The 20,032-nt window shown below is 52.3% G+C and carries 18 protein-coding genes; 10 read left to right on the top strand and 8 right to left on the bottom strand.

Translation table 11 applies throughout. From position 1 onward, the window contains the following. Positions 1–62 precede the first annotated feature (62 nt). Positions 63–1,385, bottom strand: coding sequence for an NAD(P)/FAD-dependent oxidoreductase (locus H8K43_RS04675; RefSeq protein ID WP_186902762.1), 1,323 nt, complete (start codon positions 1,383–1,385; stop codon positions 63–65). A 332-nt stretch (positions 1,386–1,717) separates the two neighbouring features. Between H8K43_RS04675 and dusB the strand changes: the two genes are divergently transcribed. The 7 genes from dusB to ruvB all read left to right on the top strand — a co-directional run bounded on the left by dusB (position 1,718) and on the right by ruvB (position 7,513). After that, complete coding sequence (gene dusB, locus H8K43_RS04670; protein WP_186902761.1) at positions 1,718–2,728, top strand: tRNA dihydrouridine synthase DusB; 1,011 nt, start codon at positions 1,718–1,720, stop codon at positions 2,726–2,728. A 108-nt stretch (positions 2,729–2,836) separates the two neighbouring features. Next, complete coding sequence (locus H8K43_RS04665) at positions 2,837–3,070, top strand: helix-turn-helix domain-containing protein (protein ID WP_162021702.1); 234 nt, start codon at positions 2,837–2,839, stop codon at positions 3,068–3,070. A gap of 47 nt (positions 3,071–3,117) precedes the next feature. Further along, entirely contained in the window at positions 3,118–4,683 is a 1,566-nt protein-coding gene (gene purH / locus H8K43_RS04660; protein ID WP_162021701.1) for a bifunctional phosphoribosylaminoimidazolecarboxamide formyltransferase/IMP cyclohydrolase, read from the top strand. 51 nt (positions 4,684–4,734) lie between these two features. Further along, complete coding sequence (locus H8K43_RS04655) at positions 4,735–5,019, top strand: GIY-YIG nuclease family protein (protein ID WP_186902760.1); 285 nt, start codon at positions 4,735–4,737, stop codon at positions 5,017–5,019. Between the two features lie 39 nt (positions 5,020–5,058). Then, complete coding sequence (ruvC, locus tag H8K43_RS04650) at positions 5,059–5,601, top strand: crossover junction endodeoxyribonuclease RuvC (protein WP_186902759.1); 543 nt, start codon at positions 5,059–5,061, stop codon at positions 5,599–5,601. 242 nt (positions 5,602–5,843) lie between these two features. After that, entirely contained in the window at positions 5,844–6,425 is a 582-nt protein-coding gene (gene ruvA / locus H8K43_RS04645) for a Holliday junction branch migration protein RuvA (RefSeq protein WP_162021699.1), read from the top strand. 47 nt (positions 6,426–6,472) lie between these two features. Further along, a complete protein-coding gene (gene ruvB, locus H8K43_RS04640; protein ID WP_186902758.1) occupies positions 6,473–7,513 on the top strand; it encodes a Holliday junction branch migration DNA helicase RuvB in 1,041 nt (346 codons plus the stop codon). A gap of 257 nt (positions 7,514–7,770) precedes the next feature. Here the strand turns inward: ruvB and H8K43_RS04635 are convergent, their stop codons facing one another. Then, positions 7,771–8,814 carry a porin gene (locus H8K43_RS04635; RefSeq protein WP_186902757.1) on the bottom strand — a complete coding sequence of 348 codons (1,044 nt, stop codon included), beginning with the start codon at positions 8,812–8,814 and terminating at the stop codon, positions 7,771–7,773. 305 nt (positions 8,815–9,119) lie between these two features. Further along, positions 9,120–10,262: a porin gene (locus tag H8K43_RS04630; protein ID WP_186902756.1), complete on the bottom strand. Its 1,143-nt coding sequence runs from the start codon at positions 10,260–10,262 to the stop codon at positions 9,120–9,122. A 376-nt stretch (positions 10,263–10,638) separates the two neighbouring features. On the opposite strand from H8K43_RS04630, the gene coq7 reads away from it, so the two are divergent. Both coq7 and H8K43_RS04620 read left to right on the top strand, forming a co-directional pair. Then, positions 10,639–11,271 carry a 2-polyprenyl-3-methyl-6-methoxy-1,4-benzoquinone monooxygenase gene (coq7, locus tag H8K43_RS04625; RefSeq protein WP_186902755.1) on the top strand — a complete coding sequence of 211 codons (633 nt, stop codon included), beginning with the start codon at positions 10,639–10,641 and terminating at the stop codon, positions 11,269–11,271. A gap of 219 nt (positions 11,272–11,490) precedes the next feature. Next, positions 11,491–13,146 carry a methyl-accepting chemotaxis protein gene (locus H8K43_RS04620; protein WP_186902754.1) on the top strand — a complete coding sequence of 552 codons (1,656 nt, stop codon included), beginning with the start codon at positions 11,491–11,493 and terminating at the stop codon, positions 13,144–13,146. Here H8K43_RS04620 and H8K43_RS04615 read toward each other — a convergent pair. Together H8K43_RS04615 and H8K43_RS04610 are read right to left on the bottom strand one after the other, a co-directional pair. After that, positions 13,115–14,392 carry a putative Na+/H+ antiporter gene (locus H8K43_RS04615; RefSeq protein ID WP_186902753.1) on the bottom strand — a complete coding sequence of 426 codons (1,278 nt, stop codon included), beginning with the start codon at positions 14,390–14,392 and terminating at the stop codon, positions 13,115–13,117. The two genes, H8K43_RS04620 and H8K43_RS04615, sit on opposite strands and share 32 nt — an antisense overlap. Before the next feature lie 53 nt (positions 14,393–14,445). After that, positions 14,446–16,731 (bottom strand): UvrD-helicase domain-containing protein, encoded by a 2,286-nt coding sequence (locus H8K43_RS04610; RefSeq protein WP_186902752.1) that lies wholly within the window; start codon positions 16,729–16,731, stop codon positions 14,446–14,448. Positions 16,732–16,914: 183 nt separating this feature from the next. Here H8K43_RS04610 and H8K43_RS04605 point away from each other — a divergent pair, with 183 nt between their 5' ends. Next, positions 16,915–17,646 (top strand): hypothetical protein, encoded by a 732-nt coding sequence (locus H8K43_RS04605; RefSeq protein ID WP_186902751.1) that lies wholly within the window; start codon positions 16,915–16,917, stop codon positions 17,644–17,646. A 110-nt stretch (positions 17,647–17,756) separates the two neighbouring features. Here H8K43_RS04605 and thiE read toward each other — a convergent pair whose 3' ends face one another. The 3 genes from thiE to H8K43_RS04590 are packed head-to-tail and all read right to left on the bottom strand — an operon-like array spanning position 17,757 to position 19,991. Continuing rightward, positions 17,757–18,386: a thiamine phosphate synthase gene (gene thiE, locus H8K43_RS04600; RefSeq protein WP_186902750.1), complete on the bottom strand. Its 630-nt coding sequence runs from the start codon at positions 18,384–18,386 to the stop codon at positions 17,757–17,759. 7 nt (positions 18,387–18,393) lie between these two features. Beyond that, positions 18,394–19,197 (bottom strand): bifunctional hydroxymethylpyrimidine kinase/phosphomethylpyrimidine kinase, encoded by an 804-nt coding sequence (gene thiD, locus H8K43_RS04595; protein WP_186902749.1) that lies wholly within the window; start codon positions 19,195–19,197, stop codon positions 18,394–18,396. After that, positions 19,197–19,991 carry a thiazole synthase gene (locus H8K43_RS04590; protein WP_186902748.1) on the bottom strand — a complete coding sequence of 265 codons (795 nt, stop codon included), beginning with the start codon at positions 19,989–19,991 and terminating at the stop codon, positions 19,197–19,199. Before H8K43_RS04590 ends, thiD begins: the two co-directional genes overlap by 1 nt. Positions 19,992–20,032 lie beyond the last annotated feature (41 nt).

Below are 20,032 nucleotides of genomic sequence, written 5' to 3'. Positions count from 1 at the left end.
AGCTGCCGCAGCAGTCTGAAAAGCCTGCTGCGTCTCATCCTTGTTCGCTCATCCTTATTCGCTTAATGTAATTTGATACGTGGATTTCTTACTCTGTCTATGGTTTCGGCCCAGGTCGATAACCAGGTATGAAATAAGCCATTCACTGCGACCTGATGGTGCTTATGCAGCGACCAGTACATCCACTTTGCCAGCGTCCCTTCAATAAATACAGAACCACTGGCGATGGCGCCCATCAGACTGCCTACCGTACTGTAATTACCTAACGATACGAGCGAGCCATGATCCTTATAACGGAAATCAAGTAAGGATTTGCCTTGCAACTGACGCTCCAGCGAACGCGCGAGCAAACTGGCTTGCTGATGCGCGCTCTGCGCACGTGGCGGCACATTCGGCAGCCCCTCTCCCTGCGGACAGGCACAGCAATCGCCAATCGCAAAAATCGCCGGATCACGACTGCTTTGTAATTGCGGATTCACCACCAGCTGGTTCAGGCGATTCGTCTCCAGTCCATCCAGATCCTTCAGAAATTCCGGCGCTTTAATCCCGGCTGCCCACACCACGATACTGCTGGGCAGTACTTTGCCACTCACCATGTGCACGCCGGTTTTGCTCACTTGCTGCACTTGTTCATTACTGTGTATTTCTATCGCCATACCGCGTAATTCACGCGCGACTGCATCCGACAAACGTTCGGGCAACATTTGCAGTAAGCGCGGCGCGGCATCGACAATGGCGATCTTGATTTCTTTTTCGGGATGAAAATTGCGCAATCCGTAGCTGGACAGAATACTGGTGGTCATATGCAGCTCGGCCGCGAGTTCAACACCGGTCGCACCACCACCGATGATGGTCACGTTGAAGCGTCCTGCACCGGCAGACGTGGAAGTCGCCTGCGCACGCAGACAGCTGTTAATCAATTTTTCATGAAAGCGCTGCGCAGCGGGCAGCGAATCGAGCATGATGCAATGTTCACGCACGCCGGGTGTGCCAAAATCATTGGTCTGGCTGCCGAGTGCGATCACCAGCGTGTCATAAGGGATCGCTTGCCGCGGCAACAGCTCTTCACCATGCTCATCCAGCACCGGCGCCAGAAAAATTTCCTTACTCTGACGCGACAGCCCCTCCATGCGGCCTAAGCGGAAAGTAAAGTGATTACTCCTGGCCAGCGCAAAATACTCTCGTTCATCAGCATGACTGTCCAGCGTACCGGCTGCCACCTGATGTAATAAGGGCTTCCACACATGGGTCCGGCTGGCGTCAACCAGCGTGATGTGCGCCTTAGCGCGTTTTCCTAAACGCTTACCGAGACGGACTGCCAGTTCCAAACCTCCTGCTCCACCACCGACGATGGTAATTCTGGGTAAAGATGCTGTTGCCTGCATAGTGCCTCCTGATGTCAATATTCATTCCTGAGATCACTGCAAACACCCGTTCGCCAGCAACTGTCAGACAGCTCAGGAATTCATACTTGTTACAAGAGTAGATAGACTTAACGAGACTGAACAAAAAAACAGCGCAAATCCATGAACAAAGTATACACAGTTTTGACGACGACCGTCGTCCACCACCAGATGCAGAAACACGCTAAAAAAAGGCAATGAAAAATGATTATTTGTCACAATAAATAAAGCCTGCCACACAGGCTGTTTTTGCTAATTATTTAGGCAGCTTTCAGGTAGAATAGCGCTTCTTCAAAATTCCCCTCAGATTCATCGTGCAAATCGGACCTTATCTCCTGCGAAATAATTTATTTGTTGCTCCTATGGCCGGCGTGACAGACAGACCTTTTCGTCAGTTATGCAAAGAGCTGGGTGCCGGTTACGCCGTATCAGAAATGGCTGCATCGAATCCTAAATTATGGGAAACCGAGAAATCCACCCGCCGCACTAACCATGAAGGTGAGATGGAGCCCAAGGCGGTCCAGATCGCCGGTGCCGATCCGCAAATGCTGGCCGACTGTGCACGCTACAACGTGGATAAAGGTGCGCAGATCATCGACATCAATATGGGTTGCCCGGTCAAAAAGGTCTGTAATGCCTGGTGTGGTTCCGCCTTATTGCAGCATGAAAGCCTGGTCGGGCAAATTCTCGATGCGGTCGTCAGTGCAGTCGATGTACCGGTCACGCTGAAGTTCCGTACCGGCTGGGACAGAGCCAATAAAAATGCCTTGTCGATTGCACGCATGGCGGAATCAGCTGGCATACAAATGCTGACCCTGCATGGCAGAACCCGGGCCGATGCTTACAAAGGCGACGCGGAATACGACACCATCGCGCAAGTTAAGGCGACGGTCGGAATTCCGGTCGTGGCCAATGGCGATATCACCACACCGGAGAAAGCGCGCTTTGTGCTGGAATACACCGGTGCTGATGCCATCATGATAGGTCGTGCGGCGCAGGGTCGTCCCTGGATCTTCCGTGAAGTAGCGCATTTTCTGCAAACTGGCGAGCATCTGCCGCCACCGATGATTGCCGAAGTCAGGCAACTGATGCTGCATCATCTGCAGGCGCATTATGCATTTTACGGTGAGTACCTGGGCGTCCGGACTGCGCGTAAGCATATAGGCTGGTATGTACAGGATCTGGTCGGCGGTGAGGAATTCCGGCAGCAAATGAATCTGCTGACCGACTGTGAAGAGCAACTCGCAGCCGTTGGTCATTTTTTTGATTGCATGGCGGGGGAACGGTTACAATACCGCCCCTTTGAAGAAAAACTGGCGGCTTGATCAGCATTAGGTAGCAACGAGCAACACCCATTTGCGTTTTTTGCTGCTACCCGCAGCCACAAAACGCCGCCCTGCATAAACACACTGAACGAACTGAATAAAAACAGCATGAGCAAAGATAGTATCCAAGACGCCGTTCACAAAAATCTGGAAAAATATTTCCGTGATCTGGGCGAACAACCTGCCTCCAATATCTATGACATGGTGGTACTGGCCGTAGAAAAACCCATGTTAGAAATGGTGATGTCACGCGCGTCCAGCAACCAGTCCCAGGCTGCGGATATGTTAGGTATCAACCGTAATACCCTGCGTAAAAAACTGCAGCAACACGGTTTGCTCTAGGATAGCTCAGCAGGCTGACACCGATTTCCTCACTCTCAAAACTTATCATGATCAAACAAGCCCTCATATCCGTCTCCGACAAGACCGGTGTGCTCGATTTTGCACGTGAATTGTCAGCACTCGGTGTCAGACTGCTGTCAACTGGCGGTACCGCCAAACTGCTGGCCGATAATGGCCTGGCTGTGACTGAAGTCGCAGACTACACCGGCTTTCCGGAAATGCTGGATGGCCGTGTGAAGACCCTGCATCCGAAAGTACATGGCGGCATCCTGGCCAGACGCGATCTGCCTGAACACGTGGCAGCGCTGGAACAGCATGGCATCCCGACCATAGACATGGTGGTAGTGAATCTGTATCCATTCCAGCAAACTGTCGCTAAGGCAGAATGCTCGCTGGAAGACGCGATTGAGAATATTGATATCGGTGGCCCGACCATGCTGCGCTCTTCGGCCAAGAATCACAAAGACGTGACTGTGATCGTTGACCCGAGTGATTACAGCATCGTGCTGGCTGAAATGAAGGCCAATGCGAATGTAGTCAGCTATGACACCAACTTCACACTGGCTAAAAAAGTATTCGCCCATACCGCGCAATACGACGGTGCCATTACCAATTACCTGACCAGCCTGGCAGAAGACAAGGCCCATGCGACACGCAGTGCCTATCCGCAAACCCTGAATCTGCATTTCGAAAAAGTGCAGGAAATGCGCTATGGTGAAAACCCGCATCAGTCCGCCTCTTTCTACCGCGATCTGAAAGCAGTGGATGGCGCGCTGGCCAACTACACCCAGTTACAAGGCAAGGAACTGTCGTACAACAATATCGCCGATGCAGATGCGGCCTGGGAATGCGTCAAATCCTTCCAGGGCACAGCCTGCGTGATCGTCAAACATGCCAATCCATGTGGCGTCGCACTCGGTGCCGATGCGCTGGAAGCCTACAGCAAAGCTTTGCAGACTGACCCGACTTCGGCGTTTGGCGGCATCATTGCCTTCAACAGCGAACTCGACGGTAAAGCTGCAGAAGCAGTCGCGAAACAATTCGTTGAAGTGCTGATCGCTCCTTCCTTTACAGCAGAAGCAAAAGCGATTTTCGCAGCCAAACAAAACGTGCGCCTGCTGGAAATTCCTTTGGGCGGCGGCGTCAATCAGTACGACCTGAAACGCGTAGGCGGTGGTCTGCTGGTACAGGCACCGGATGCGAAAAACGTTTTGCAGGAAGAACTGCGCGTGGTCTCTAAACTGCAGCCTACACCGCAGCAAATGGCAGACATGATGTTCGCCTGGCGCGTCGCTAAGTTCGTCAAATCGAATGCCATCGTCTTCTGTGGCAATGGCATGACACTGGGTGTCGGCGCCGGTCAGATGAGCCGCATCGATTCCGCCCGCATCGCTTCGATTAAGGCACAAAATGCCGGTCTGACTTTAAGCGGTTCTGCGGTCGCGTCCGACGCCTTCTTCCCCTTCCGTGATGGTCTGGATGTGGTGGTGGATGCCGGTGCAACTTGCGTGATCCATCCAGGCGGCTCCATGCGCGATCAGGAAGTCATCGATGCCGCAGATGAACGCGGCGTCGTGATGGTCTATACTGGCACGCGTCATTTCCGTCATTAATACCCAGTCGTTCCAGCGCAGGCTGGAACCCAGCGGCGTTTTTTAGCGTCTATGTCGGCATACATCTACATACTAAGCAGCGGCAGAAATGGTACGCTGTATGTAGGTGTATCCAGTGATCTGGTGCAAAGAGTTTTTCAGCACAAACAGCATCTGGCGGATGGTTTCACGAAAAAATATCACGTTGATCAACTGGTTTGGTATGAACAAACCGACTCCATCGAATCTGCGATCCGGCGCGAAAAGCAAATCAAAGCCTGGAACCGGGAGTGGAAAATAAAGCTGATAGAAGCCACTAATCCGTATTGGAATGATTTATATTCAGGCATCTTGTAAGCCACTGGATTCCTGCCTGCGCAGGAATGACGAGAAACGATGAAAATATTAGGCATAGACCCCGGCCTGCGTACCACAGGTTTCGGGGTCATCCACAAACAGGGGCAGAAGCTGACGTATATCGCTTCCGGCACTATCAAAACCGTTGAAGGCTCTTTGCCGGAACGGCTCAAGACTATCCTCTCCGGCGTTTCCGAAATCGTGCGCACCTATCAGCCCGATTGTGCGGCAATAGAAAAAGTCTTCGTCAACGTCAATCCGCAATCCACATTATTACTGGGTCAGGCACGTGGCGCCGCAATCTGCGCGCTGGTGGCAGCCGATCTGGCAGTGGCTGAATACACCGCCTTACAAGTGAAGCAAGGTGTAGTAGGTCAAGGGCGCGCCAGCAAAGAGCAGGTGCAGGATATGGTGCAAAGGCTGCTCATGCTATCTGGCACACCCAGCCCGGATGCGGCCGATGCGCTGGGCGTCGCAATTTGCCATGCCCATAGCGGTGATGCCTTAGCCACACTGGGCGCTATCGCGCCGGAACTGGCGAAACGCGGGCTGCGCGTGAAAGCCGGACGTCTGATAGGCTGACAGGCTGATAGAGCTTTGTGTTCTGAAAGCACAGACTGAGTATTCATGCGCCTTACCAAGGCAAAATGGCCTGACAGCCTTATTCTGTGCGGACTATCTATACTAAGCAGCTTTTTCAGTTGTATCAGACTGCGCTGCGGCGATGAAAGCTGCTGAGCGATGGAAAATCCTGCCTGCACCCTCCTCAATCCAGACAGAATCGTTTACTATCACTGTTTATTCATACAGTATGAAAGTTCAGCATGATAGGTCGCATCGCAGGTACCCTGATAGAAAAAAATCCCCCTCAGCTACTGATCGACTGTCAGGGCGTCGGCTATGAGGTCGATGTGCCGATGAGCACCTTCTACCATTTGCCACCTTTGGGTGAGAAAGTGGTACTGCTGACGCACCTGGCGATACGCGAAGATGCGCATGTGCTGTTTGGTTTCGGCAGCGCCGAAGAACGTGCCACCTTCCGCCAGTTAATCAAAATTTCAGGCGTCGGCGCACGTACTGCCTTGTCTATCCTGTCCGGCATGTCGGTAGCGGATCTGGCACAGGCCGTCAGCATGCAGGAAGCCGGTCGCCTCACCCGCGTCCCCGGCATAGGCAAGAAAACCGCTGAGCGCTTGCTGCTGGAGCTGAAAGGCAAACTGGGTGCCGACCTGTTCTCCGCTGCTGAAGCCAGCCCTGGTGGTGATCACAGCGCAGACATACTGAATGCGCTGCTGGCACTTGGCTACTCAGACAAAGAGGCACGCATTGCACTCAAAGCGGTACCGAAAGACAGTGGCGTCTCGGAAGGCATTAAGCTGGCCTTAAAAGCCTTATCTAAAGCCTGAGCCACTAACCTGACTGCGCCTTAATTCAGCACTACCGGAAGCCCGCCATGAGTATACAAACCGATAATCTGTCTATCGACTTTTCTGAGCCGCGCCTGATCGCTGCTACGCCTGTGTCGCAACAGGAAGAAGCGATAGAACGCGCCCTGCGCCCTAAGCAGCTCGATGAGTATGTAGGGCAGGAAAAAATCCGCGGTCAGCTCGAGATTTTCATTGCGGCTGCACGCCAGCGTCAGGAAGCGCTCGATCACACCTTATTGTTTGGCCCGCCGGGTCTGGGCAAAACCACACTGGCCCACATCATTGCGCGTGAAATGGGCGTCAATCTGCGCCAGACTTCAGGGCCGGTGCTGGAGCGTGCCGGGGATCTGGCAGCGCTGCTGACCAATCTGGAAGCCAATGATGTGTTATTCATCGACGAGATACACCGGCTGTCACCGGTGGTGGAAGAAATTCTGTATCCGGCGCTGGAGGATTACCAGATCGACATTATGATCGGTGAAGGACCAGCCGCACGTTCAGTAAAACTGGATCTGCAACCATTCACACTGGTTGGCGCGACGACGCGCGCCGGTATGCTGACCAACCCGCTGCGCGACCGTTTCGGTATCGTGGCGCGACTGGAATTTTATACTGCTGACGAATTGACGCGCATCGTGACGCGCTCGGCTGCCCTGCTGAATGCACCGATACAGGAAGACGGCGCGCGTGAAATCGCTAACCGCGCACGCGGCACGCCGCGTATCGCCAACCGTTTGCTGCGCCGGGTCAGGGATTATGCTGAAGTCAAAGGCAATGGTGAAATCACCAAAGCCATTGCTGATGCGGCATTGCGTATGCTGGACGTGGATCAGGCTGGTTTTGATTTGATGGACAGAAAGCTGCTGGAAGCGATTTTGTTCAAATTTGGCGGCGGCCCGGTCGGGCTTGATAACGTGGCGGCAGCCATCGGTGAAGAACGCGACACCATAGAAGATGTACTGGAGCCTTATCTGATCCAGCAAGGCTATCTGCAGCGCACCCCGCGTGGCCGGATTGCGACTGCACTGGCTTACCAGCATTTTGGCGTGGCGATGCCAGCTTCTTAATTCGTATCCCATCTGCGCGCACCGCCAGGCCGGTCGCTTAAGCGCTGGCCTGGCTTTACCATGGGCAATTCAAATCTGCTCGTCTGCCTGCACAGGTTCGACACTTTTTCCTGAGTGTCGGTGTATGAGAGGCTAGTTGCGACACCAACACACATACTCACAGGCAGATTTAAATTTTACAAACAACAAAACAAAAAGCACCCGAAGGTGCTTTTTGTTTTTGATCTTTTCAACAGCAAGCCTAAGCTTGCCGATGATTAGAACATGTGGCGGATACCAACGTTGAACATACGTTCTGTAGCGCCGATACCGGAAGCGATACCACCAGCATTCACCTTAGCATCGTTTTTCAGACGGGAAACCGATGTGTACAGGTTAGTACGCTTGGACAGGGAGTGTGTGTAACCCAGAGCGAACTGGTTAGAAGCGTTATCGCTGCTAACTACGTCATTTTTAACCATAGTCAGGGAAGAGATCACTGCACCAGCTGCACTGACAGGAACTGTTACACCAACGCTCCACAGTTTGTATGCAACGCTGTCATTGTCAGTTTTAACTTTACCAACAGACAAAGCACCTTTAGCCATACCGAAATCGTATGTTGCACCAATGAATGCTGTTTTAGTAGCATTTGTAACAACTGCTACATTGTTATCTGCATGGTAAGCACCAGTTACCAGCAATGGGCCGCCTGCATAAGAAGCAGACACACCGATACCACGGCCGCTACCAACGTTACCAGCTTGCTCACCAGCAGAGTAAGCCAGGGAACCTGTGAAACCACTCAGGTTGTTAGTCGTGTAGTTAATGGTGTTGTTAGAACGTGGGTTAGTTGCGAACAACAGATTACCCAGGCCAGTTGCGCTGGTGCTGTCAGTTGCGGAACCACCGATGATACCGGTGCTGAATGGATCCACTGCGTCAACTGCATCGAAAATTGGTTTGTTTTGACGGCCAACCTGAACCGCACCGAAGTCACCGGACAAACCTACCCATGCTGCGCGACCAAATGCCAGACCGCCTTGCGCAGATGCGCCTGTGTCAGCTTGTACGCCCATTTCCAGTTTGAAGTTAGCTTTCAAACCATTGCCCAGATCTTCAGAGCCTTTGAAGCCCAGACGGGAACCGGATTGCACGCCGCTATCCAGCGAGAAGATGTTGCCTTTGCCTTTAGAAAACTGGCCATTGTTTTCTGCATTGAAAGCCATATCCAGAACACCGTACACGGTAACGGAAGATTGTGCTTGTGCGGAACCTGCTGCAGCAGCCAGAACGGCCAGAGCGATCAAGGATTTTTTCATTTCTTTTTTCTCCAAAGGATTTTGAGATAAACCTAATTTTGCAGCTGCATCGCAGAAAACTGAAACACCAGCGGAAGCGACACAATTGCCTAAAAACTGCTAATTCTGAAAACTGTTTTACGTATTTGACCAAATTTTGCTTATAAGCCACAAGCAGATTCGCCACTTTTAGCCAAATTAAGCAAGAAATTGTCTCAAATTGACAACGACCATTATATAAAACATATCACTTCTTCTCTAAATAAGCTTTCTTAGAGAAAAAAGAAAAAGCCGCGAAACGCGGCTTTTTCTGGATTGAATTGCAATCAGAATGAGTGCAACAGACCTACCGCAGTACGGCCGGCACGTGAACTACCGGTATTTACCCCGATAATGCCCAATGCCAGAGAGGTATCCTGAATTGCAGCGGAGCCCGCTTTGGCGTAAGTCACAGAGGCATAGGCAGTAGTACGTTTGCTGAAAGCATATTTTGCTAAAGCAATGAACTGGTCGGCCTTGCCTTCAAAGTCACCTGAGCGCTTGGTGTTGTAATAAGCACCAGTCAGCGTAATTTGATCAGATAAAAAGTAATCTGCGCCCAGACCGATCACGGCAATTTTACGGTTATTCGCATTGCCAAATGGTGCAATGACGATATTGCCATCCACGACACTATGTGAGTAAGTACCACGCAAGCCCAAAGTCGGGATGACCTTGTACTTAGCACCGGCCGCCCAGCTGGTCAGCGTCGCGGCATTCGATACGTCTTTCATTTTTGCATAAGCAATCGCTGCACCATTGGTGCCATCGGTGAAAAACCCTGACAGACCGGCATAGGAGCTGGCACTGTTATCACCCGCTTTTTCACCGAAGCCATACATCAGCGCACCACCAAAGCCTGACATGATGGGAGAAACATATTTAATCGAGTTATTTTGACGTAAGGCAGAACCGCCCTGATTCGTACCAAAACCACCGTAAAACCCGCCCGAATTCATGCCGCTGAACATAATGTTAGGGTTGGTTCCCGCATGTGCCAGGCTCATAGGGTCCGCCAGACCGACAGAATCCACACCCAGAATGTTATTGCGACCCAGTGTCACGGCACCGAAATCACCGGATATACCAACCCAGGATAAACGGTCAAACAAGGAAGTGTTATTACCCGCCTGAGTAAAGCTATTGCCGCCGAATCCAGCACCGGCCGCGCCGGTATCATTGGCCAGCGTACCTTCCAGATTGAAATTTGCTTTCAAACCACCGCCCAAATCTTCAGAACCCTTAATCCCCCAGCGCGAAGTTAGCAATTGACCAGCATCTACGGAAAATTTGCCACCACCATTTGCTGCCTGATTTGTGTTGTAAACCGCCGCTGCATCAATGATGCCGTACAAAGTTACTGAGGACTGGGCTTGCGCCGCAGAGGCAAACATACCAAGAACAGCTAATGCGAGTACTGATTTTTTCATTGTCAAAGTCTCCAGATAAGTTGGTCAGTCAGGCTTTCAGACATAGCTCTGCGCTTGGCTATTTTGTCTGAGGGATAGTGCAAACACTTCGGAATATCGCTGCTAGAAGTTGAACTCCATTGAACCAAAGCAAATGCATTTGAGCAAAGAGAATTTGCGAACGACCGTTTTTATGCAAATTTTATGTGGTTAGCAGACAACAATTTGTTGGTGAATTGGTTTCTCCACAGCGTTTTATTCAGAAAACCCTTCAATAATTTCAATTTAAACAATCATTTAAGGCATATCAAGAAAGCCAGTGAAAAGCAGTTGGCAAGTGTGGTGCAGGCCGGGCTTGGATTACAATAAGGCGAAAAATTTCTGCAAGGACAGCAAGATGCCATTTCTTTCCACCGACCGCCTGATCATAGGCTTAGACCGGGCTTTACGTACTGTTTCCGCCCAGACCAGAAGTTCGCGCCCAGATCCGGATGCTGGTATTACAGAGTCAGCACTCAGTGAAGCCGAGAAAAAACATAGTGCAGGTTTAATGCGGGTTAATCACGTAGGTGAAATCTGTGCCCAGGCACTCTATGATGCGCAAGCTGCTTTTTCGCATGCGCCGGAAGTGGCGCGCCAGTTGGCACACTCTTGCTTAGAGGAAGAGGATCACCTGGCCTGGACTGCACGCCGCCTGAAAGAACTCAATTCCAGACCCAGCCTGCTCAATCCCTTATGGTATGCCGGCGCCTACACCTGCGGTGTCATAGCTGCGAAATGTGGCGATGCAGCCAGCCTCGGATTTGTGGTCGAGACAGAACGACAAGTAGAAGCTCATCTGGAGGGGCATCTCAGGGAATTGCCAGTTGCCGATTTGCGCTCACGCGCGATTGTCGATCAGATGCGCATTGACGAAATCGCCCACGGTGCTGCGGCTCAACAGCTGGGAGCAACAGGCACACCATTGCCAGTCAGACTGGGGATGAAGGCGATGGCTAAAATCATGACCAGCACTGCTTACCACATCTAAGTTTTTGCGTATCAAGCCGATTCAGCACAAACAGTTTCCCTGAGGAACTTTTTCTGTTTTTGTGCTTTAATCCCGCTTCTTTTCAGCATACTTGCCTCATAGACAGGTATTTAGGCAAAGGAAACGACATTTCCTCCGCTACCTGAACGTTCATGTTCTATGCTGAAACATACCTGGCGCGGTTGAATACTCACTTCCGCGCCTTCAGCGGAGATTTTTATGCGCACAAATTTGCCAGTGACAGGTCGTGAAATTTTGATGAAAGATGGGCATTCCATCGTTTCCAAGACTGACCTGAAGGGAAAAATCACTTACTGCAATCCGTATTTCGTGGAGCTTAGCGGCTTCGACGAAAACGAGCTGATTGGTGCGCCACATAACATCGTGCGTCACCCTGATATGCCGGCGCAAGCCTTCGCTGATTTATGGGATACCGTTAAGCGTGGCATTCCGTGGACTGGGCTGGTCAAGAACCGCTGTAAAAACGGGGATCATTACTGGGTCAACGCTAATGTCACGCCTTTAATCGAAAATGGTGCGGTGGTTGGCTATATGTCGGTCAGGACTAAGCCCGAACGTAAGGAAATCGAAGCAGCCAGCCAGTTGTACCAAAGCATGCGTGCTGGTCGTGAAACGGGTCTGTTACTACGCGAAGGCCGCTTGTTATCCGATACTGTGACTGGCCGCATCGCGCGCCGCTTACGGCTAGCTGCCAAGCCCAGACTCGCGCTGGGCATGAGTCTGACTTTGCTTTCGCTGCTGATCTGGGGTGGACTGCATATCGCGGAACACGGCACAAGTCTGGCAAATGTCGCAAGTCTGATCGCCTGCGCAGCCTTGGTGATCTATCAATGGGTGGTCATCCACGTAAAGTTACTCAATCCCGTTGGGATTGCTGTCAGTGCCGCCAGAGCGATCGCCGGTGGCGATCTGACACGCAACATACCGCGCGGTGATGACACCGAAATGGGCCAGCTATTGCAGGCTCTGCGACAGATGAATATCAATCTGGTTTCCGTCATTAATGATGTACACCTGAATGCCAGAGCCATTTCCAGCGGCACACGGGAAATCGCAGATGCCAACATGAATTTATCGGGGCGTACCGAATCGCAGGCGTCCAGCCTGGAGCAAACCGCCTCCAGCATGGAGCAATTTGCGGAGACAGTACGTCAGAATTCCGACCATGCAGCGCAAGCCAATACGCTGGCGGAAACTGCGTCAGCAGTCGCTCATCAGGGTGGTGCAATGGTAAGCCGGGTCGGCGATACGATGCAGGAAATCAGTAGTTCAGCGCGTAAGATAGAAAGCATCATCAGTCTGATTGATGGCATCGCTTTCCAAACCAATATCCTGGCACTGAATGCGGCCGTGGAAGCAGCGCGTGCCGGTGAACAGGGACGCGGCTTTGCAGTAGTCGCCAGCGAAGTCAGGAATCTGGCGCAGCGTTCAGCCAGTGCAGCTAAGGAAATCAAGGTCTTGATTGATGACTCGGTCAATAAAGTCGGGCAAGGCAATCAACTGGTGCAGGACACCTCAGCTACCATGCAACACTTAGTACAGTCAGTGCAGCATGTGAGTGCTGTTATCCATGAAATCACGATCGCCAGCCGCGAGCAAAAAGAAGGTGTGGAGCAAATGAACAGCGCGGTGGCACACATGGATGAGATGACGCAGCAAAACGCGGCCATGGTCGAAGAAGCTGCAGCTTCTGCGGGGAATTTAGCTGACCAGACTCTGCGTTTGCAGCAGGCAATCAGCGTCTTCACGTTAAGCCGTGCAGGTAATTCTGCACAGCCAGCGTCAGGACCAAGACAGGCTGCAGCAAGGCAGCCATCCCCGGTTAAAAGAAACGGAAACAAACAGCTGCGATAGCGGTCGGTATCAGCGCCGACAAAAACAAACCGCCCGGGCTGATGGCCTTTTCATGAAAGTAGTCTTTCAAGATGGCATACCCGGCCGGATTGGGTGCGTTGGCAATCACAGTTAAGCCACCGCCAGTCACCGCACCGGCCACCAGTGCATACTTTGCACTGTCCGATAAGCCGCTGACTAATGAGCCCAGATAAGTCAGCGCTGCATTATCAGTGATCGCGGTCAGCCCGGTTGCGCCGAAAAATAATACGGTGGTATTCATCCCGGCCAATATCGGCTGCAACCACCATTCCTGCTTACCGCCCAACACCACCAGACCCGCCAGGAAGAATGCGACCAGCAAACCTTCGCGCAGCATGAGGCGGTCCTGGAATTGCTGATAGGCTTCGGTAAAGCCCAGGAAAAATAAGAACAAGCCAAGAAACACGACTGGATAATGGGCAAACCAGACGGTCGCTGCCAGGAACAGAAAATGGATCGCGACCACACTCAAAGGTATCGTCGCTGTCGCGTTCTGTGTATTAGTGTCTGAGCCAGCGGCCTGATCTAAAGCACACAGCTCACGACGGAAAAATATAGTCAGCCACAAGGCATTCACGAGCACCGCAATCGCCGCGCGCCAGCCAAAATTCTGCATCATGAAGGCGATATCCCAGCCCCATTTTTCCGCCACCATCAGCACCGGTGGAGCCGCAAAAGAAGTCAGCACGCCGCCTATCGACACATTCACAAACAAGACACCGAGTGTCATGTACTTCATTTTTTCTGGTATCGCTTTAGAGAAAAAACTGTCCCGCAACATCAGTGCCGCCAGCGTCATTGCGGCCGGCTCGGTAATAAACGAGCCAAATAAAGGCACCAGCGACAGGCATAAGAAATACGAAGCGAGCTGCGTGTTAAGCGGCAATGCGCGTGCTATGCGCGAGACTACGTTCTGCACAAACCACAGTACCGGACGGGTGCCTGCGATCACCAGGATCACGAATACAAATAAGGGCTCGGTAAAATTCTGCGCTTCCAGATAATGGATTGCTTCTTTCTGATTCACCATGGCAGAAATCAGCAATACCAGAACACAGGCCCAAAAACCAAACACCACCTCGACCTCACCCAACAAATGCCAGAGCCCGGCATGGTGCTTACTCTGGTGCGCCAGATGCAGAAAATATTTGGTGGAAAAAGTATGTAATACGGCCAGTGCAAAAATACCGGCCGCACAATACTGCAGCATTAACTCTGTGTTCATCCTTACTCCTTATGCAGTTGAAGATGGCACACAGAGCTTACGCCCTGTGGCCTTCAGATTTTTTCCAGCTTGGCGATACTCAGGTCCAGTAACTTCATCCCGAATTTGCCAAAATTGATATGAGCGCGCGCATTCATGCCGCTGCCCTCAATATTCACGATCACGCCTTCGCCAAATTTAGCATGCGCGACATTCTGTCCAACCCGCCAGCTCTGCTGCGCAGAAGTCTGGCTGAAATTCTGTGCAATCTGGTTCACATCGGCCATAGGCACTTCATCCCAGGCTGATTTTTTTTGCCCGAACCAGCTGGGTTGTACCTTGGGTGACAACCATTTGAGTGACTCATCCGGTAATTCATCAAAGAAGCGAGAACGCATGTTGTAGCGGGTCTGACCGTGCAACATGCGGGTCTGTGAAAAACTCAGATACAGACGTTTGCGCGCACGCGTGATCGCCACATACATCAGGCGCCGCTCTTCTTCCAGGCCAGCTTCTTCCTGCGCGCTGTTCTCATGCGGGAACAAGCCCTCTTCCAGCCCGGTGATAAAGACTGCATCAAACTCCAGCCCTTTGGCCGAATGCACCGTCATCAGTTGCATAGCATCCTGCCCTGCCTGCGCCTGATTATCACCAGCTTCCAACGAGGCATGCGACAAAAACGCAGACAGCGGTGACATCACTGTTGGCAACGCCGCATCGGCATCGATAATGACATCGTTGGCGCCATTGTTAAGCAAAACTGGCTGCCTGACCGCAGGTCCGGCAAATGCGGGCGCCTCTTTATTGAAACCCTCTTCCGAGACAAACAAGACTGCTGCATTCACCAGCTGCTCTAAGTTTTCTATGCGATCCGCACCCTCCTTTTCGGTCTGATAATGCACCAGCAACTGGCTCATATCTAACACCACCCTGACCATTTCCGGCAAAGGCAGATTCTGCGTTTCGAAGCGTGCCCCCTCAATCAGACGCACAAAATTAGCCAGTGCCGATCCGGCCTTGCCAGCCACATGCGGTACCGCTGCGTACAGCGAGATATTGTGCAGTCTGGCCGCATCCTGCAATTGCTCTATGGAGCGCGCTCCTATGCCACGGGTAGGGAAATTCACCACCCGCAAAAAAGCCGAATCATTATGCGGGTTATCCATCAACTGCAGATAGGCAATCGCATGCTTGATTTCAGCGCGTTCAAAGAAGCGCTGGCCGCCATAGACACGATATGGAATATTCGCCGTGAATAAGGCATGCTCAATCACACGGGATTGCGCATTGGAGCGATACAGGATGGCGATTTCGCTACGCGCTGAACCTTCACGGATCAGGTTTTTCGCTTCATCGATGATCCAGTTGGCTTCCTGGATGTCGCTGCTGGCTTCCATCACGCGCACCGGTTCGCCATGTCCGGCATCGGTACGCAGATTCTTGCCCAGACGCTTGCTGTTATTGGCGATCAGAATATTGGCGCTATCCAGAATATGACCATGCGAACGGTAGTTTTGTTCCAGCTTAATCAGATTTTGCACTTCAAATTCACGCTCAAACGCCGTCATATTGCCCACGTTCGCACCACGGAAAGCATAAATACTCTGATCATCATCACCCACAGCAAACACAGCATTCGGACGCCGGTTACCGGCTCCGGCCATCAGTTTCAGCCATTTATACTGCAGGTCATTGGTATCCTGAAATTCGTCGACCAATATGTGCCGGAAGCGCTCCTGATAATGCTCACGCAGTGGCTGGTTGCGGCTCAACAATTCGTAAGTACGTAACAGCAGTTCCGCAAAATCGACCACGCCTTCACGCTGACATTGCGCATCATATAAATCATACAGCCCGACCATCTTGCGATTGAAATCATCACTGGCATCCACCTGGGCCGCACGCAAGCCCTGATCTTTGGCGCTGTTGATAAAGTACATCAGGGTCTTGGGTGGGAATTTCTCATCGTCGATATTATTCGCTTTCAATAAGCGCTTAATAAACGACAACTGATCACCCGAATCGAGTATCTGAAACGTCTGTGGCAGCCCGGCATCGCGGTGGTGTGCGCGCAATAAGCGATTACACAAGCCGTGGAAAGTACCTATCCACATACCGCGCGTATTGATCGGCAACATAGCCGACAGACGGGTCTGCATTTCTTTTGCCGCTTTATTGGTAAAAGTCACAGCCAGTATGCCGCCCGGCGAGATCTGTCCAGTCTGGATCAGCCAGGCAATACGCGTGGTCAGTACACGGGTCTTACCGGAACCGGCACCGGCAAGAATAAGCGCCGACTGGGCCGGCAGGGTCACAGCCGCAAGCTGCTCTGGATTCAGGTTATGGAGTAAATTTTGCATACCCCGATTATACGTTCAGAACATGGGTGCTGGACATAGATACTGAACATATACACAGCTAATTGAGCGAAGTATGGCATGCAGTAAGCGATACCAGACTGATGAAAGGAGCTGCCAATGTTTGTTATAACGAACAGAAAAATGCATAATGATTATCTATCAACATACTTCTGGATTTTCACTATGCGCCGTTTGCTTTCCACCCTTTTGCTGAGCAGTGCCAGCTTATTGCCGGCTGTCCATGCGCACGCGATGACTATCCTCAGACTGGATACCAATATTATCCTGTACGGCAGGGTGCTGCCTGAAGATCTGGCACCATTTCGCCAGGAACTGTCACGCGCCCCGGTCAAGCATGTGGTACTGGCGGAAAGCCCGGGCGGCGATTTACGCTCTGCCTATGGCATTGCCGATCTGATCCGTAAAAACCATCTGAACACCTCAGTCAAAGGATTTTGTGTCTCATCCTGCGCTGTCATGTTTATGGCGGGTGAACAGCGTCAGATTATTGAAGAAAAAAATTACAAAAAAACCATACTTGGCTTCCATGCTCCTCACAATAAGGAGACCAAGGAAATCTCAGTCGATGGCGTGCCCAGACTGCGCGAATATTTAGTGAAAACCAGCGGTGGTAAGTTCCCGCCTGAGTTACTCGATAAGGCCATGAACATCCGGGATGCCTCGGATATGCTGATTTTCTACTATCCGGAAGAGGGTAAGCAAAGCGTCTGGTTCTGCCCGGCGAATGCGCGCCCACGTCCAAAAGGATGCGAGAAACTGGAAGGTGACGCGCTCAGTGCCGGCATCATCACCACGCTGGCGCGACTGGATGTATCCACGCTCGATCCTAAGACTGAAACAGAAAAACCCGGTGAAGAAAAAACAGATCCTGTCGATAAAAGCGTGGAAAAATAAAGCAGCCTTTCACAGGCAGCTCCGTCTGCTACACCACACACATCTGCTCAGTCTGCTCAGTCTGCTAAGTCTGCTCAGTCTGCTAAACCTGAGCAGACTGAGCAGTCAGTTCATACAAACAAATCAGCCAAAGCACGTGCCGCAGCTTGCGGATCGCGCTCAAAATACACACTGCTGATCACTGCGACCATTTCCGCGCCGCGCACGACCAGCGGCTTGCAGTTTTCCAGCGTCATACCACCGATCACAACACGTGGCAACGCCAGCCCGGCAGCGTCGTTGACGATGTCGGGTACGGTCGAGACTTCATATTTTTTTATGCGGGACGGATAAAATCCACCAAAAGCCACATAGCTGGCACCCGCTTCTGCTGCACGTTGTGCGCGCTCCAGATCGCCATAGCAGGAAGCCCCGAGAATTTTCCCTGGCCCCAGAGCCTCACGTGCGGCCTGCACCTGCATATCAGTGCCGCCTACATGCAAACCATCGGCATCAATTGCCTGGCACAATTCCAGATGATCATTCACGATGAAGGGGACTGCATACGAGCGGCATAGTTGCAGCAATTCGCTAGCCTGCTGCATTCTGAGTACAGGGTTGGCGGTTTTATGGCGATATTGCACCAGCGCTGCGCCGCCTAGCAAGGCTTGCTCAGTGACGCTGATTAACTGCCGGGTGTCATCCCAGTCAGGGGTAACGAGGTAGAGGCCACGCAGGCCCGCTTGTGATTCCTGAATCATGAAATTCTCATTCAAAGTCTATAAAAGTACGCTGTGGAATGCGCTGCCCGGCACCGACAGCAAACGCGTGCTGCAGGCTGCGCTGGGTATAGACTTGCGCCTGATCGAGCGCGTTTTCCAGCGACTGGCCCAGTGCCAGTTGTGCTGCAATCGCAGCCGCCAGCGTGCAACCGCTGCCATGAAATTCGCCCGCCAGCCTTTCCCACTGCCATTCGCGCGCCAGCCTGCCACCACGCTGTATCCAGTAGTTGTGTACCAGGCGGTCAGTGCCGTGTCCGCCCTTGAGCAAAACGTCGGCCGCATGCGTTGGCATCCATGTCGCCAGCTGCGCTTGCCAGTCAGTTGCGCTGGTCCCAGACAAACGCGCCAGCTCAGGTAAGTTGGGCGTGATCAGGGTCGCTTGTTGCAGCAGAGTTTGCAGCGTCAGCACCGCATCATCTTTGCTCAATGCATCACCATAACCACTGCCCAATACCGGGTCCAGCACCACTGGCAAGTCTGGCTGTTCATATCGCAGCTGTGCCAGTTCTTTAGCTAATGTCTCTGCCAATACACGACTGCCGATAATGCCCAGTTTCACCGCATCAAAGCGATATGCCTGCAGCAAGGTTCGTAACTGCACGAGGACGATATCGCCCGCTACCGGGTGCACGCTATAAACCCGCTCATGATCCTGCACGGTCAGTGCGGTGATAATAGGCATGGCATGCGCACCCTGGGCTGCAATCGCTTCGACATCCGCCTGTATCCCTGCGCCGCCGCAGGGATCATGGCCAGCCAGCACCAGCACCAGCGGTCGCTTCCCTGGCATCAGGACACCACGCGTCCGCTCATCGGAGAAGATGGCGAGGCCGCAAATTTACGTGGCATACGTCCTGCCAGATACGCCTCACGCCCGGCCTGTACCGCCAGCCCCATTGCATGCGCCATACGAACCGGGTCTTGTGCGGCCGCGATGGCAGAGTTCATCAATACGCCGTCACAACCCAGCTCCATCGCAATCGCTGCATCCGATGCAGTGCCGACACCGGCATCAACCAGCACCGGTACGCTGGATTGCTCGATGATCAGCGATAAATTCCAAGGATTGAGTATGCCCATACCTGAGCCTATCAGGGACGCCAGCGGCATCACGGCGACACAGCCTATGTCCTCCAGCATCTTCGCCTGAATCGGATCATCGCTGCAGTAGACCATCACATCGAAGCCATCCTGCACCAGAATTTTTGCTGCCTTCAAGGTTTCCGGCATATTCGGAAACAAAGTTTTCTCATTACCCAACACCTCCAGCTTGCACAGCTTGTGCCCACCGAGCAGCTCACGCCCCAGCTGCAGTGTGTAGACCGCATCTTCTGCGTTATAGCAACCGGCAGAATTCGGCAATATGGTGTAGCGACTAGGTGGCACCACATCCAGCAAACTAGGTGCATTCGGATCCTGACCAATATTCACCCGGCGTATCGCAACCGTAATAATGTCAGCACCACTGGCCTCCGTCGCCAGCCTGGTTTGTTCCAGGTCTTTATACTTCCCACTACCCACTAATAAACGCGAACGATACGTTGTACCAGCGATCGTCAATCCGCTGTCTTTCTGATTTTGCATTTCAATTCCTTTTTATATCCGCCCCATCAGGCGCAGAGCGT

Origin of the sequence: Cognatundibacterium curvum (genome assembly GCF_014284235.1) — a bacterium.
Taxonomy (GTDB): Bacteria; Pseudomonadota; Gammaproteobacteria; order Burkholderiales; family Burkholderiaceae_D; genus Undibacterium; species Undibacterium curvum.
This window is presented reverse-complemented; position numbering and strand designations above follow the sequence as displayed.